Raw genomic sequence first — 13910 nt, 5'->3', positions numbered from 1 at the left:
TCCTCCGGAGTTTGATGGGCGGTATCGCGCGATTTCGGGACGGGCGGAAGATGGAAACAAATTCCTGCGGCGCAACCGACCGGGGCCTTAAATGGCGAAGGGCCCGGAACGGCGACGTCGTCGCGCTCCGGGCCCCACCAGCTTTGCTATCGTCCTCCCCCGCTGTGCGGGGGGGAACGGCGTTACTTGATCTTCACCGCAAGGAAGCGACCGGGGGTCTTGCCGCGCTGGACGAGCAGCACGACCGACGGACGGCCCGCGGCCTTTGCCTGAGTGATGACACCGGCGAGATCGGCGGCGGTTCGCGTGGGCACGCGGTTCGCCGAGATGATCACGTCGCCGCGCTGCAGGCCCTTGGTTGCTGAATCGCTCGACTGATCGACCTGCACGATCACCAGGCCCTGCACCGTCGAATCAAGGCTTAGGCTGCGGGCGATCTGCGGGGTCAGCGGCTGGACGGACAAGCCGATCGCACTCGCGCTCGCTTGCTGGCCGGACTGCGCGTTGTCGTCGGGCAGACCGTCGTCATCGTCACCATTCAGCCCGGCAGCGAGGGTTTCCTCTGACGGGCGGGTRCCGACGAGCGCGTTGAGCGTCAGGCGCTTGCCGTCGCGGATGACCTCGAGCGGCACGCGCGTGCCGGGCGGCGAGTTGGCGACGAGATAGCTGAGCGTCTGATCGGGCGTGACGTCCTTGCCGCCGACGCGGACCACGATGTCGCCCTGCTTCAGGCCGGCCTTGTCGGCGCCTTCACCCGGCTCCACCCTGGCGATGAGCTCGCCCTGGTTGGCTGGCAGGCCGAAGCCGTTGGCGATATCCTCGGTGATCGGCTGGATGCCGACGCCGAGATAGCCGCGCTTCACCGCAGTGCCCTTCATCAGCGTGTCGATGATCGGCTTGGCTTCTTCCGCCGGAATGGCGAAGCCGATGCCGACATTGCCGCCGGTCGGCGACAGGATCTGCGAGTTGATGCCGATGACGTTGCCGCTCAGGTCGAACATCGGGCCGCCGCTATTACCCTGGTTGATCGACGCGTCGGTCTGGATGAAGCGGTCATAGGCACCGCCCTGGCCGGTGACGCGATGCAGCGCCGAGACGATGCCGGCGGTCACGGTCGAGCCGAGGCCGAACGGATTACCGATCGCGACGACCCAGTCGCCCACGCGGGCTCGCGCCGAATCGCCGAACTTCACGAAGGGCAGACCCTTCGCTTCGATCTTGAGCAATGCGAGATCGGAGGCCGGATCACGGCCGATCAGCTTGGCGGTATATTCCTTCCGGTCGGTAAGCGTGACCTTGATCGATTCGACCGTCGCGCCCTTGGTGCCGGCTGCGATCACATGGTTGTTGGTCACGACATAACCGTCGGGCGAAATGATGAAGCCCGAGCCGAGCGATTGCGCCTCGCGCGTGATCGGCTGGCCGCTGCTGCCGCCCCCGCCCTGGCCGTTGAACTGGCCGAACAGGTCACCGAACGGCGTGCCGGCGAACGGATTTTGCTGCTGCACGGTCACGCGCTGCGTGGTCGAGATGTTGACCACCGCAGGCTGCAGCGTGGCGACCATGTCGGCAAAGCTCATCGGCGCGCCTGCCTTTGGGGCGGCGGCGGCGATGGTGCCGGGCTCGTTCTGTGCGACCTGACCCGCTGGGGCGTCCAGCGTCATCGCAGCGGCGGCGCCGCTCAGGAGCAGGGCACCGGTAATGGCGTAAGCGTAGCGCACTTGAGTCGTTTCCTCTCGTCTGCCGTATCGCGACAACCGTCCGTGTCGCGGATGGTTGCTGAACGGCGATTGAATATGAACCGTCTGAAAGCTTCGCCGTCAACGACGGCCCTGGAATTCCTTCAGATAGGCATTGTTGGGCGACAGGATGAGCGATGTCGAACCGGTAGGCGTGCTACCGTCCGCCCCAAAGGTGCGGCGATAAGACTGCATCGCGCGGTAGAAGTCGTAGAAATCGGGATCCTTGTTGAACGCCGTCGCATAGATGTTGGACGCGTTCGCCTCTGCCTCGGCGCGAATGATCTGGGCCTGTTTCGAGCCCTCCGCACGGATCGTCAGCGCCTGTTGCTTGCGCGAGGTCGCCATCTGGTTGAGCGCCGAATCGAGCGGGCTGCCGCTCGGCAGGTCGGCATGCTTGATTCGAACGTCGACGATCTCGACCCCATATTGCGACGCGAGCCGCTGCAGCCGGGCCTGGATATTCTCCATCACCTCGTCGCGCTCGGGCGTTAGCAGGGTGGCGAAGGGCTGGTTGCCGAGCTCGTTACGGATCGAGGTGCCAAGCAGCGGGCGAAGCGCCTCGGTCACGCCCTGTTCCGAGCGGGCGGTCACAACCATGCGCAGCGGATCGACCACGCGAAATCGCGCATAGGCGTCCACTTCGAGCGGAAGCTGATCGGACGAAAGAACCTGCTGGTTGTCATAGTCGACGTCGAGCACGCGCTTGTCGACCCACACGATCCGATCGATGAACGGCACGCGGGCGATCAGGCCCGCGCCGGTCTGCCCAAAGATTTCGCCGCGGCGGTAGGCGTTGATCGGCTTGCCCACCGGCTGTTCGAACCGCAGGATCACAGCCTGCTTGGTTTCCGGCACGATGGCGAAGGTGCTTGCGATCAGGATCACCGCCAGCATGGCTAGGATGCCGATGGTCACCGGGTTGCGAAGGAGCGAACCGTTCATCGTGCGGCTCCATTCACGGTGACATCCGCCTCGGGAAGTTTCTTCGCGCCGGGCGACAGGGGGAGATAGGGCATGACGCCGGGTACCTCGACGATCGTCTTGTCGGTCTTCGCCAGCACGTCCTCCATCGTCTCGTAATACATGCGACGGCGCGTGACTTCGGGGGCAAGCTTGTACTGGCTGTATTGCTTGTCGAACTGCGCCGCCTCGCCTTCGGCCTTCGCGACGAGCTGCCGCGCATAACCCTGCGCCGAAGTACGGGCTGCGACGGCATCCTGCTGCGCCGCGGTGACTTCCTTGAACGCCTCGCTCACTGCCTGAGGCGCGACCGCCTTGTTCACGGCGACGCCCTGGATGCGGATGCCCGACTTATATTCGTCGAGGATCCGCTGCATGCGATCCTGCACCTGGGATTCGATGCGGGGGCGGCCCGCGCCGATCGCTTCGTCGAGCGTCATGTTGGCGACGACCTCGCGCATCGAGCTTTCGGCCGTGGCGCGCACGGTGCTTTGCGGATCCTTGATCTGGAAGACATAGTCGTCCGGGTTGCTGATGTTCCAGCGCACCGAAAAGGACAGGTTCATGATGTTGCGGTCGCCCGTCAGCATCAGATTCTCGGCCTCGCCGCCGCCGTCGGGGAAATTCTCGGTGCGGAAATTCTGCACGTCCACCTTGGTGACGTCGGCAAAGGGCGCGGGCAGGGTGACACGGTACCCCGGATCGAGTGTCCCTGCATAACGGCCGAAATAGGTGACGACGCCACGCTGCTGCGGGGCGATCGCATGGATGCTGGTGAAGCCGACCCAGACGAGCACGATCAGGCCGGTGCCGAGGATCCAAAGATTCTTGGGGCTAGGCGTGCCAGGAATGCGCGGGCGGCCACCGCCGCCCGCTCCGTTGCCACCACCGCCGCCACGGGCGCGGCGCAGGAATTCGTCGAGTGCGCTCGGTCCGGCGCTGCGCGGGCGGCCCTGCGGCGGCACCGACCAGGGATTGCGCGGGCCGCCATCATTGCCGTCGCCCGAGCCGCTACCGGATCCGGCCCCACCTTTGTCCGACCCACCGCCGCCCCAGGGGCTTTTGGGATTGTCGGACTGATGGATGGTGAAACGCTGTAGCCAGCGGGGAAGGGTCGTCATCAGTCCTTTATAAGACCGTAGCCGCGGAAAAACAGTGGCAAGCGCCGTTAGTCGCCCTATCTGCGCAACGATGACCGATATCGCCCTGCTGAACGCTGCCCTCGACCCCATTGCCGGAACACGCGCGACCGCGCGGATCGAGGGTGACCGGGCGAGCATCATTCTCGAAGTCACCGGGCTGAGCGAGCCGGCCCGTGAGGCGATCGAGCGAGACGTACGTGCCGCGGCCGAGGGTGTGGAGGGGATCGCGACGGTGCGTATCGCGCTCACCAGCCAGCGGACCCAGCGCCTGCTGATCGCCGTGGCGAGCGGAAAGGGCGGCGTGGGCAAGTCGACCGTGTCGGCCAATCTTGCGATCGGGCTGCAGGCGCTGGGCCGGCGGGTCGGGCTGGTCGATGCCGATATCTATGGGCCGTCGCAGCCGACCCTGATGAACGTGCAGGGATCGCGGCCGACCGCAAAGGACAAGCTGCTCGAGCCGGTGCCGACGCCCTATGGCGTGCCGCTGTTGTCGATGGGCCAGCTCGTCGCGCCCGACCAGGCGATCGCGTGGCGCGGGCCGATGGCGGCGGGTGCGCTCGGCCAGCTGATCGACGCCGACTGGTCGGCGCAGGACACGCTGGTGATCGATCTGCCACCCGGCACGGGCGACGTTCAGCTGACGATGATCCAGAAACACAAGCCGGCGGGCGCGGTGATCGTCTCCACGCCGCAGGACCTCGCCCTGATCGACGCCAAGCGTGCGATCGACCTGTTCACCAAGGCGGGCGTGCCGATCATCGGCCTGGTCGAGAACATGGCGGGCTATATCTGCCCGCATTGCGGCGAGGTGTCCGACCCCTTTGGTCGCGGCGGGGCAGAGGCGGCAGCGGATGCGCTCGGCATCGCATTCCTCGGTCGCATCCCGCTCGACATGGCGATCCGTTCGGCCTCCGATGCGGGCGTTCCACCCGCGAGTGGGAACGGGGTTGAATCCCTGGCGTTTTCGGCCATCGCGCAACGCGTTTTCCACTGGATCGAACAGGGAGGATAGGATGCCAATCACCGGCGACGCAGAGATCAAGGCGCTGCTCGAACAGACGCGCACCATCGCCCTGGTCGGCGCATCGGACCGGCCCGACCGCCCGTCCTATCGCGTTATGCAGAGCCTGCAGGCGCACGGCTATCGCGTGATCCCGGTCAATCCGCAGATCACCGGCGAGCATGTTCATGGCGAGTTCGTGTTCCGCGAACTGTCGCAGCTGGGCGACCCGATCGACATGGTCGACATCTTCCGCAACTCGGCTGCTGCGGGAGAAGCGGTCGACCAGGCGATCGCGGTGGGTGCGAAGGCCGTGTGGATGCAGCTTGGTGTCATCAACGAGGAAGCGGCGGCGCGCGCCGAGGCGGCCGGGCTGAAAGTGGTGATGGACCGTTGCCCCGCGATCGAGATTCCTCGACTGGGCGTGGCGCCGATCACCGCCTGATCGGTCATACCTCCACTTGCGCGCGGAATGGCGGCACTGCATGATGGACGCGGCGTCGGGAGTCGCGGATCATGCTGGCATTGTTCACGATTCTCGCCCTGCAGGCGGTACCGGTGCCCACGGCGAAACCCGCGCCCCAGCCTGAGCGCTGGTCGATCCTGGCGCCGGTTCCGGACGAACCGTGCCGGCCTTCCCTAAAAGCCGACAGTTCGGCCGCCGATGGCGGTGCCGGCACAGCACAGAATGGCGACGTCGTGGTGTGCGGCGACGCGCTCCCGAGCCAGCGCCTGCCGCTTCCCGGCGAGGCGGTGTCGGAAGGGCCGGCGCCCGTCAATCGCGAGATGACCGGCCGCGGGGCGCTCGCCGCGCAGGGAACGCCGTGCGCAGCACGGCAGGGCGGATGCCAGACGAGCTTCGGGCCGCCGATCATCCCGATGGTGGCGGGAGCGGTCGGGCTGGTGAAGGATGCGCTGAGGAAACATCCCGACAAGTCGAACCGGGTGCCGATCCAGTTCGACGACCTGCCGCCCGAGGGAGCCAAGGCGGCTGTGGCGGGGACTGCTAAATGATGATCGCGGCGTTGCTGGTCCTGCTCCAGGCGGCGCCGGCCACGCCCGACGATGCGATCAACCGCTATCGCCAGAAGACAGCAGCCGGCCCGCGCTGTGCCGCAGCGGTCGATCCGCAGGAGGTGATGGTCTGCGGGCGACGCAACGCCGATCGGTACCGCGTGCCACTGATCGAGCGCGACCCGGCCGATCCGAAGAATGAGGGCGTGCCGGCGGAGCGTGAGCGGATGCTTGCCCGCACCGACAATTGCGAGGAGAAGTCGATCTTTCTGGTCGGCTGCGGCAAGGTCGGCGTGTCGGTCGGTACCGGCGGTTTCCACCTTGCCGGGGAGCGTCCGCTGGCCCCCTGAAAAAGTGCGCAACCTATCCTCGTCCTGGCGGTTATGCCCTCGATAACCGAGGGGGATTTCCGCGATGCTCGTGCTCACCATGTTGCTGATGGCGGCACCGCCGGTTGCGGAGCGCGTTCGGGTGACGCGCCCGCCTGTGGTGCGGACCGTCCGCGTGACACGCAAGGCGCGGCGGCTGCGCAAGCCGATCTCGATGTCGGTGATCAAGCCGCAGTCGATCGGCTGTGCCGGCGACCCGATATGCGTCACGGCCAATCCTGACTCGCGCTATCGTCTGCTCCTCCCCCAGACTGGCGAGCCGACCGACAAGGACATGGCGCTGGCCGAGGACGGTACGCGGTGCGCGCTGATCGGCCAGACCATCTGTCCGCGCCGGACCCGGACGATCATCCATATGGGCAGCGCGGCACCGGGTGTTCCGGCCACTGCCGTCATCCGATAGCGACGGTCGCAGCCGTCAGCCGAGGATGTGCATCCACATCGGCTGACCGGCGAGGCTCTGCGATCCGCGCAGCTTTTCGAGTGCCTGCGCGACGGCGCGCTCGGGTCCTTCATGCGTGACGATGGCGACGAGCACGGTGCCGTCGGGCATCGCGCCGCGTTGCATCAGGCTCTCGATCGAGACGCCGGCGTCGCGCATCGCCGCGGCGATCTCGGCCAGCACGCCGACCTTGTCGGCGACGGTGAAACGAACATAGGCGCGGCCGCGGCGCTCCCCGGCGTCGGCGGGCCTATGCTCGGCGAGCGACGCGGCCGGCATTGCATAGGCCGGGCCGAACTCGCCGCGCGCGATATCGATCAGGTCGGCGACCACCGCTGACGCAGTCGGGCCGTCGCCGGCACCGGCACCCTGGAACAGCAGGCGGCCGACGAAATTGCCCTCGGCCACCACGGCGTTGGTCGCGCCGGTGACGTGCGAGAGCGGGTGGGTGGTCGGTACGAGATGCGGATGGACGCGCTGGAACAGGCCGCCGGGGCCATTCTCGGCAATGCCGATCAGGCGCACGCGGTAGCCGAGCGCGGCAGCCTCGGCGATATCGGCGCCGAGCAGATGGCGGATGCCGCTGGTTGCTACATCGGCAAAGGCCGGGCGCGTGCCGAAGGCGAGGCTGGCGAGGATCGACAGCTTGTGTGCCGCGTCGACGCCGTCGATGTCGAAACTGGGATCGGCTTCCGCGAAGCCGAGCGCCTGGGCCTCGGCAAGCACCTCGCCGAAATCGCGGCCCTCGGCCTCCATCTTGGACAAGATGAAATTGCAGGTGCCGTTGAGGATGCCATAGACCCGCGCGATCTCGTTAGCGGCGGCGCCTTCGCGCAGGCCCTTGATGACCGGTATGCCACCCGCGACCGCTGCTTCGAACTTGAGCGCGACCTTGGCCGCCTCGGCCGCTTCGGCGAGTTCGAAGCCATGATGGGCGAGCATCGCCTTGTTGGCGGTGACCAGGCTCTTGCCGCCAGCCAGCGTCGCGCGGGCGAGCGTCAGGGCGGGACCGTCCGAGCCGCCGACCAGTTCGACCACGACATCGGCACCCTCATGATGGGCGAGGGCGGTGGTGTCGTCGACCCATTCGAAGCGGCCGATATCGACGCCGCGATCCTTGGCGCGGTCGCGCGCCGAGACGGCGACGATCTCGATCGGGCGGCCGGCGCGGCGGGCGATGAGCGCACCGTTCGCGTCGATCAGCCTGATCACGCCGCCGCCAACGGTGCCGAGTCCGGCGAGTGCGACGCGCAAGGGCTTGGTCATTCGTCTTCCACCTTCGTCATCCCGGACATGCCCCGGATCTATCTCGCGGTTGCGCTAGCGGAGGAGTGGACCCAGGAACAAGTCCGCGGTGACGAAATCTATTTCTTTCCCGATCCGATTTTTACTTCTTCACCAGCCCGATCTCGACCAGCCGCTCATGCAGATAGTCGTGCGCGGTGATCGGGGTCGGGTAGCGGTTCGGGTTCTCCGCGGTGATGCACCCGGGCAGCGTCTCGATCAGGAAATCGGGGGCCGGGTGGAGGAAGAAGGGCATCGAATAGCGCGAATGGCCGCGGCGCTCGGGTGGCGGATTGACGACGCGGTGGGTGGTCGAGGGCAGGACATGGTTGGTCAGGCGCTGGAGCATGTCGCCGACATTGACGACCATCGCCCCTTCGGGCGGGCGGATCGCGAGCCAACGCCCGTCGCGGTCGAGCAGTTCGAGGCCTGCCTCTTCGGCACCGAGCAGCAGCGTGATGAGGTTGATATCCTCATGCGCGCCGGCGCGCACGCCTTCGGCATCGGCCGGGATCGGCGGATAATGGAGCAGACGCAGGATCGAATTGCCGTCCTCGACCGCGTGATCGAACCAGTTGGGGGCGAGCCGCAGATGGCGCGCGATGGCCGAGAGCAGCCGGTCTCCGGCGCGGTCGAACGCGGTGAACAGTTCCAGGAAGGTCGAGGTGAACCCCTCGGGCCGGGTGGGCCAGATATTCGCCGGCATGTCGGCGGAAAAACGATGGCCGGCGGGCAGTTCGCGCCCGACGTGCCAGAATTCCTTCAGGTCGACATGCGTCGCGTCCTTGGCGATCTCGGTCTTGAACGGGGTGTAGCCGCGCTGGCCGCCGCCGGCCGGGGTGAAATAGCCGCGCTTCTCCTCCTCGGGCAGCGCGAACAGTTCGGCGGTCTCTCTCCAGGCGCGACCGATCAGGTCCTGCGGGATGCCGTGATCGGCGATGACCGCGAAGCCGAAGCGTTCGAACGACCCGCCGAGCGCGGCGGCAAAGGCGTCCGGATCCGTCGCCTCGTCATTGAGAGACAGAGCCGGGACCTGGGCTGAAGGGGTATCGAGCATGATGAACGTCCATGATGTCAGGCAGAACGCCAGCATAGCGACAACGCAGCATGCCGAACAGGTGCCGCCTCTCCGCCGTTCGGCGCGCTGGTCATGCCGAGGACAATCGCGTCGTTAGTTGAGCGTGATGACTCCCTTGGACTTGTCGTCGCCGTCAGCGGTCAGGTCGAGCTTGAACGGTTTCTTCTCGTCCGTCGTGCCGGTCAGCCCGTTGCCGTTCGCGGCCACGGTGAAGCCGGCGCCGTTGAGCTTCTGCTGGAACCAGTCGCGCACCGTTGCCGGGGCAGCGGGGCTTTCGAAGGAGACGCGGATGCTGCCGGTGTCGTCGCCCTTGCCGGGCTTGCCGTCGCTGTGTGCCTCGACATTCATGCCCGATATGGTCGAGCCGGGGTAAAGATGCACGCCGTTCATGTCGAAATCACCCGCGTCGAGATGAATCTTGGGCAGATTGAGCTTGCCCGAGAAACCCGGCACGTTGATCGCGACCGCGCCGGTATTGCCGTCCATGCTGGCCACGACATTGCCGTCCGAATCGGTGCTGTTGATCGAGATGGAGGTGCCCGTCTTCGAACCGTCGCACGCGGAGAGCGAGGCGGCGAGCAGGATCGCGGCAGCCAGGGGACGAAGCATGAGGCGGTCTCCAAAGGTGAATTACTATAGTAATACACTATGTCCGGATGCGCGCGGCGTCAAGCTTTCGGGGCGAAACTGGGGGTGACCTTCGCCGAAGCTTCTGCGACAGGCCTCCGCATGAATGCCGCATCTTCGCTCGAATCCCGCAATATGGCGCCTTTCGGCTTTCGCGAGTTCGTCGTGATGGTCGCATCGTTGATGGCGTTGGGCGCGATCGGCGTCGATACGATGCTGCCGGCGCTTCCGGCGATCGGCGAGCGGCTTGGTGTCGCGACCGAGAATGAGCGGCAATATGTCATCGCGATTTATCTGATCGGGCTCGGCGCCGGGCAACTGATCCATGGCCCGCTGGCCGACCGGTTCGGCCGCCGGCCGGTGATGATGTCGGCGCTGTTCCTGTACGGCATCGGCAATGTCGTGGCCGCGCTGTCGGGCAGTTTCGAGCTGCTGCTGATCGCTCGCCTGCTTGGCGGCGTGGCGGTGGCGGCGACCCGTGTGGTGACGATCGCGATCGTGCGCGACTGCTATTCGGGCCGGCCGATGGCGCGGGTTATGAGCCTTGCGATCATCGTCTTCATGATCGCGCCGGTGCTGGCGCCGACGCTCGGCCAGTTCATCCTGTTCTTCGGATCGTGGCGGCTGATCTTCAGCGTGATCGCGGTGCTGACCGCGATCGTGCTGGCGTGGTTCGCGGTGCGCATGCCCGAGACGCTGGCCGGCGAGCGCACGCCCTTTTCCGTGGGGCGCCTGATCGAGGGCTATCGCACGACCCTCACCGATCGCTGGTCGCTCGGCTATACGCTGGCAGGCACGATGCTGCAGGGCGCGCTCTTCGGCTACATCACCTCGGTGCAGCAGATCGTGACCACGGTCTTCGACGCCGAGAAGCATCTGAACCTGGTGTTCGCCGGCACCGCGGGCATGATGGCGGCCGCCAATCTGCTCAATTCGCGTCTGGTGATGCGGCTCGGCTCGCGCTTCCTGTCGCACAGCGCGGTGGTGGCGCTGATCCTGATCTCCAGCGTGAACGTGGTGAACTGGTTCCTGGGCGGGGAGAGTCTGATCCTGTTCGTGGTCCTGCAGGCGCTGACCATGGGGTGTTTCGGCCTGGCCAATGCGAATTTCAATGCGATGGCGATGCAGGACATGGGGGCGATTGCCGGTACCGCGTCGAGCATCCAGGGCTTCATCAGCGTGACCTTCGGCGCGGTGATCGGCATGTCGATCGGGCAGTCCTTTGCGGGCACGACCCTGCCGCTGCACCTTGGTACCCTGTGCTGCGGGGTCATCACGCTCTGCATCACCGCAGTGACCGAGCGCGGCAGGTTGTTCCGGCCGCATTGAGCGCGCTTCGTCGCTGACGGCGGAACCGCTTTGATCTAGTCTCGTTCGCGTTGATGACTTCCGCAATCCTGCGGCTGGGAGACGGACGATGAGCATAGGCGGCTATCAGGTGCCCGGCGAGGGCACCGGCGACGACGGTTTCGACGAGGAAGGCTATGACGAGAGCCAGCGTGCGGAGATCCTCGAGGTCACGCGCGACGGGCCGACTGATGGTACGATCCTCACCGATCTCTCGCCCGATATCGGCGATGACGACGACGATGAGGACGATCTCGAAATGGAGAGCGACGAGGTCGGCGAAGAGGATCCCGATGCCGATGAGGATGAGGACAATCTGGTCGAGGACGATCTCCAGCAAGATTTCGACGACGACGATGTCGACGAAGAGGATCTGGGAGATGCGGACGACGCGACGCTGAAGCCGTGACCCGGCGCGGGAGGGGCGGATTGACCGGCCCTCCCACCACTGAATAGAATCTGCGGCGCTAGGAGCTCCGCCATGCCGACCGATCCCCGCACCGATGCCTATATCGAGAAGCAGGCCGAATTCGCGAAGCCGATCCTGCTGCATATCCGCGCGCGTATGCACGCTGCCTGTCCCGAGGTGGTCGAGACGGTCAAATGGAGCCGTCCTTTCTTCGACTATAAAGGGCATCCGCTGGCAATCATGTCGGGGTTCAAGGCGCATGCGAGCTTCGGGTTCTGGCGCCGCGACGCGCTGACGACCGGCCAGGAAGGCGAGGCGATGGGCCAGTTCGGCCGGCTGACCTCGATCGCGGACCTGCCCGGCGATGCCGAGTTCGACGAGATGATCCGCGCCGCTGCCGCTCTCGTCGATGCGGGCGACGGCGCCATCAAGCGCAAGGCGAAGCCGTCCAAGGCTGAACTGGGAGTCCCGCCGGAACTGGCCGACGCGCTGGCGGGCGATGCGGCGGCGACCGCGACCTTCGACGGGTTCCCTCCAAGCTGCCGCCGCGACTATTGTGACTGGATCAGGGAGGCAAAGCGTCCGGAGACCAAGGCAAAGCGCGTCGCCGAGGCGATCAACCTGCTGCGCGAGGGCAAGAGGCGCAACTGGAAATATGAGAAGTGATGCGGTGGCGCCTGTCACCGGGGGGTGAGCGACCCTTCCCCATCGAAGGCAACGGCATTCGCGGCCGGATCGAAACGGGACGGCATCGGCCGGCCGCCGAGCAGGGGCTAGGGCGGACTCGAGCGGGGATACCACTCCATGGCGATGCCGGTGCTTTGTCCGAGCGTGAGCATCGACACCGGCGCGATCGACTGGCTGCTGCGGCGCGCGCCTTTCCACGCTTATCGGCACAAGCCGGCAATCGGCGTGTCGTAACAGAGTCGGCGGTTCGTTGTTCCGGGCCTCGACCTAAACATATCGTTGAGAGCCGCATATGGCGGAATGTGCTTCAACGCCCCCGGGTCATCAGAGGAGTCGGGACCGTGACGCTCACCGCAACGCAGCAGTCCGCCTATAACGATATCCATGCCAAGCTGGACACGTCGGGGTGGTTCAACACCGTCACGCATGGCGAGGTGAACGATGTCGCCGCGCGGCTCAAGGGGCTAACCTCGGCCGATGCCGACGCCGTGGTCGATGAATTGCAGCGCACCGGTGAACTGGACCGCTTCGCCTCCGAGGCGGTCGACGGATCCTGGTTCGGCAATGGCGGCTATACCGATGGCGAGCGCCGCGATCTGTTCACCGACCTGGCGGGCAAGCTGGACGGCAACAGTCTTGCGAGCGTGAGCAACGCGTTCGCCAAGGCATCGGGCGGCGAGGACGGCTATAACCGGGTGGGCGAACTGGCCGATGCCGTTTCCACTCACGCCGCCGCCTCGATCAAGGTGGATTATGTGAAGGCACTTGCCGGCCAGACTGACGGCAAGGGGCTGAGCGGCACGACCCTTGGCGGCTCCTGGTCGCACGAAGTGGATGCCGAGGCATCGGCGATCGGCAAGGTGATCGGATCGATGCGCGGGTCTCAGGCGCAGGCTGCGTTCAGTGCGCTCAGCCAGGACCAGCTTCGTGCGGTGGTGAGCACCAGCATCGATCAGAGCAACCAATATTCGCAGAGTGGCGTCATCACCAGCTTCGATCCCAAGGGGTTCCAGTCGGTGATGAATGCCGCGGCCAGCATCTCGAACCCCGATCTCAAGGCGCAGATCTTCGACGCGGGCGCAGATGCGTTGCGTACGGTGCGAGATACCCAGGCTGTCGGGCTCGGGCAGAATTCGCCCGATCGGAACGCGACTCTCTCCGCCGTTACCGATTCGATGATCAAATTGCTCGACAGCGACACGGCCGGCATCACGCGCGAACTGACCTATAACACCACTACCCAGGACGGCTCCGATCTCGCCGCCTATGCCCAGGTGATGATCGCGGATCACAAGGAGGCGAAGCTCGGCGAGCAGATGGCCAAGCTCCAGTTCGGCAACGATCTGAAGGGCGATCCGATCGGCCGGCTCAACCAGACGACCACCGTCAACGGGCAGGAGCGCCGCGAGAATGCCGGCACGCTTGGTTATTTCACCGGGGCTGTCTACGCCGGTGCCGCAGCGAACTCGAAGGACGTGAAGGCGCAGCAGGAGGTGGTGACGGCGGTGCTCAAATCGGTGCTCACCGTGGTCGACAAGGCCGGCGTAGGTGGCAAGGCGGTCGGCACGGCCGCCAGTGTCGGCAAGGAATGGATTCAGTTCGCCGTGCGCGGCGCGATCAACGACCCAGGCACTACGCCGGCGCAGAAGCTGGAGCGGGCAGCGCTGCCGCAGGACCCGAACACGCAGGAGCTTGGCGTGGGCGATCCGGTCGCCGATGCGTTCAACACAACGCTGAGCCGCGTGCAGCGCACCGCCGAACCGTGACCGGCGGACATCTTCGGTATCGC

General features: G+C 66.0%; 15 protein-coding genes. 9 read left to right on the top strand and 6 right to left on the bottom strand.

The features are described 5' to 3' along the window. Window positions 1-182: 182 nt before the first annotated feature. The 3 genes from AC1DT7_RS12895 to hflK form a co-directional block, all read right to left on the bottom strand. Window positions 183-1721, bottom strand: coding sequence for a Do family serine endopeptidase (locus AC1DT7_RS12895; RefSeq protein ID WP_478036354.1), 1539 nt, complete (start codon window positions 1719-1721; stop codon window positions 183-185). 99 nt (window positions 1722-1820) lie between these two features. Next, the gene (gene hflC, locus AC1DT7_RS12890; protein ID WP_478036353.1) at window positions 1821-2684 is read right to left on the bottom strand and encodes a protease modulator HflC; all 864 of its coding nucleotides are present in this window, start codon (window positions 2682-2684) and stop codon (window positions 1821-1823) included. Next, window positions 2681-3823 carry a protease modulator HflK gene (hflK, locus tag AC1DT7_RS12885; RefSeq protein WP_478036351.1) on the bottom strand — a complete coding sequence of 381 codons (1143 nt, stop codon included), beginning with the start codon at window positions 3821-3823 and terminating at the stop codon, window positions 2681-2683. Before hflK ends, hflC begins: the two co-directional genes overlap by 4 nt. A gap of 70 nt (window positions 3824-3893) precedes the next feature. Here hflK and AC1DT7_RS12880 point away from each other — a divergent pair, with 70 nt between their 5' ends. The 5 genes from AC1DT7_RS12880 to AC1DT7_RS12860 all read left to right on the top strand — a co-directional run bounded on the left by AC1DT7_RS12880 (window position 3894) and on the right by AC1DT7_RS12860 (window position 6650). Beyond that, window positions 3894-4856 (top strand): Mrp/NBP35 family ATP-binding protein, encoded by a 963-nt coding sequence (locus AC1DT7_RS12880; RefSeq protein WP_478036350.1) that lies wholly within the window; start codon window positions 3894-3896, stop codon window positions 4854-4856. Window position 4857: 1 nt separating this feature from the next. Continuing rightward, entirely contained in the window at window positions 4858-5289 is a 432-nt protein-coding gene (locus AC1DT7_RS12875) for a CoA-binding protein (RefSeq protein WP_478036348.1), read from the top strand. A 71-nt stretch (window positions 5290-5360) separates the two neighbouring features. After that, complete coding sequence (locus tag AC1DT7_RS12870; protein WP_478036347.1) at window positions 5361-5858, top strand: hypothetical protein; 498 nt, start codon at window positions 5361-5363, stop codon at window positions 5856-5858. Then, a complete protein-coding gene (locus AC1DT7_RS12865; protein ID WP_478036346.1) occupies window positions 5855-6208 on the top strand; it encodes a hypothetical protein in 354 nt (117 codons plus the stop codon). The genes AC1DT7_RS12870 and AC1DT7_RS12865 overlap by 4 nt, the downstream gene beginning before the upstream one ends. Window positions 6209-6272: 64 nt before the next feature. Continuing rightward, on the top strand, window positions 6273-6650 hold the full coding sequence (locus AC1DT7_RS12860; protein WP_478036345.1) for a hypothetical protein: 378 nt from the start codon (window positions 6273-6275) through the stop codon (window positions 6648-6650). 15 nt (window positions 6651-6665) lie between these two features. Here AC1DT7_RS12860 and AC1DT7_RS12855 read toward each other — a convergent pair whose 3' ends face one another. The 3 genes from AC1DT7_RS12855 to AC1DT7_RS12845 form a co-directional block, all read right to left on the bottom strand. Next, window positions 6666-7955: a homoserine dehydrogenase gene (locus tag AC1DT7_RS12855; protein ID WP_478036344.1), complete on the bottom strand. Its 1290-nt coding sequence runs from the start codon at window positions 7953-7955 to the stop codon at window positions 6666-6668. A 121-nt stretch (window positions 7956-8076) separates the two neighbouring features. Next, a complete protein-coding gene (locus AC1DT7_RS12850) occupies window positions 8077-9030 on the bottom strand; it encodes an isopenicillin N synthase family dioxygenase (RefSeq protein ID WP_478036343.1) in 954 nt (317 codons plus the stop codon). A gap of 114 nt (window positions 9031-9144) precedes the next feature. Beyond that, a complete protein-coding gene (locus AC1DT7_RS12845; protein ID WP_478036342.1) occupies window positions 9145-9660 on the bottom strand; it encodes a hypothetical protein in 516 nt (171 codons plus the stop codon). Window positions 9661-9780: 120 nt separating this feature from the next. Here AC1DT7_RS12845 and AC1DT7_RS12840 point away from each other — a divergent pair, with 120 nt between their 5' ends. The 4 genes from AC1DT7_RS12840 (at window position 9781) to AC1DT7_RS12825 (ending at window position 13887) form a co-directional block, all read left to right on the top strand. Then, window positions 9781-11007 (top strand): multidrug effflux MFS transporter, encoded by a 1227-nt coding sequence (locus AC1DT7_RS12840; RefSeq protein WP_478036341.1) that lies wholly within the window; start codon window positions 9781-9783, stop codon window positions 11005-11007. An 88-nt stretch (window positions 11008-11095) separates the two neighbouring features. Then, on the top strand, window positions 11096-11434 hold the full coding sequence (locus AC1DT7_RS12835; RefSeq protein ID WP_478036340.1) for a DNA primase: 339 nt from the start codon (window positions 11096-11098) through the stop codon (window positions 11432-11434). A 72-nt stretch (window positions 11435-11506) separates the two neighbouring features. Next, window positions 11507-12100: a YdeI/OmpD-associated family protein gene (locus tag AC1DT7_RS12830; protein WP_478036339.1), complete on the top strand. Its 594-nt coding sequence runs from the start codon at window positions 11507-11509 to the stop codon at window positions 12098-12100. Window positions 12101-12462: 362 nt separating this feature from the next. Continuing rightward, window positions 12463-13887 (top strand): hypothetical protein, encoded by a 1425-nt coding sequence (locus AC1DT7_RS12825; protein ID WP_478036338.1) that lies wholly within the window; start codon window positions 12463-12465, stop codon window positions 13885-13887. Window positions 13888-13910 lie beyond the last annotated feature (23 nt).

The organism is Sphingomonas sp. P3_C6 (genome assembly GCF_056402595.1).
The sequence above is the reverse complement of the archived record's forward strand: the minus strand, read 5'-3'. Positions and strand labels throughout refer to the sequence as shown.

Excerpts from the sequence above, each read along its gene's own strand:
- hflC (WP_478036353.1), bottom strand. The coding sequence starts at position 2,684 with ATGAACGGTTCGCTCCTTCGCAACCCGGTGACCATCGGCATCCTAGCC.
- hflK (WP_478036351.1), bottom strand. The coding sequence starts at position 3,823 with ATGACGACCCTTCCCCGCTGGCTACAGCGTTTCACCATCCATCAGTCC.
- AC1DT7_RS12880 (WP_478036350.1), top strand. The coding sequence starts at position 3,894 with ATGACCGATATCGCCCTGCTGAACGCTGCCCTCGACCCCATTGCCGGA.
- AC1DT7_RS12875 (WP_478036348.1), top strand. The coding sequence starts at position 4,858 with ATGCCAATCACCGGCGACGCAGAGATCAAGGCGCTGCTCGAACAGACG.
- AC1DT7_RS12870 (WP_478036347.1), top strand. The coding sequence starts at position 5,361 with ATGCTGGCATTGTTCACGATTCTCGCCCTGCAGGCGGTACCGGTGCCC.
- AC1DT7_RS12865 (WP_478036346.1), top strand. The coding sequence starts at position 5,855 with ATGATGATCGCGGCGTTGCTGGTCCTGCTCCAGGCGGCGCCGGCCACG.
- AC1DT7_RS12860 (WP_478036345.1), top strand. The coding sequence starts at position 6,273 with ATGCTCGTGCTCACCATGTTGCTGATGGCGGCACCGCCGGTTGCGGAG.
- AC1DT7_RS12855 (WP_478036344.1), bottom strand. The coding sequence starts at position 7,955 with ATGACCAAGCCCTTGCGCGTCGCACTCGCCGGACTCGGCACCGTTGGC.
- AC1DT7_RS12850 (WP_478036343.1), bottom strand. The coding sequence starts at position 9,030 with ATGCTCGATACCCCTTCAGCCCAGGTCCCGGCTCTGTCTCTCAATGAC.
- AC1DT7_RS12845 (WP_478036342.1), bottom strand. The coding sequence starts at position 9,660 with ATGCTTCGTCCCCTGGCTGCCGCGATCCTGCTCGCCGCCTCGCTCTCC.
- AC1DT7_RS12840 (WP_478036341.1), top strand. The coding sequence starts at position 9,781 with ATGAATGCCGCATCTTCGCTCGAATCCCGCAATATGGCGCCTTTCGGC.
- AC1DT7_RS12835 (WP_478036340.1), top strand. The coding sequence starts at position 11,096 with ATGAGCATAGGCGGCTATCAGGTGCCCGGCGAGGGCACCGGCGACGAC.
- AC1DT7_RS12830 (WP_478036339.1), top strand. The coding sequence starts at position 11,507 with ATGCCGACCGATCCCCGCACCGATGCCTATATCGAGAAGCAGGCCGAA.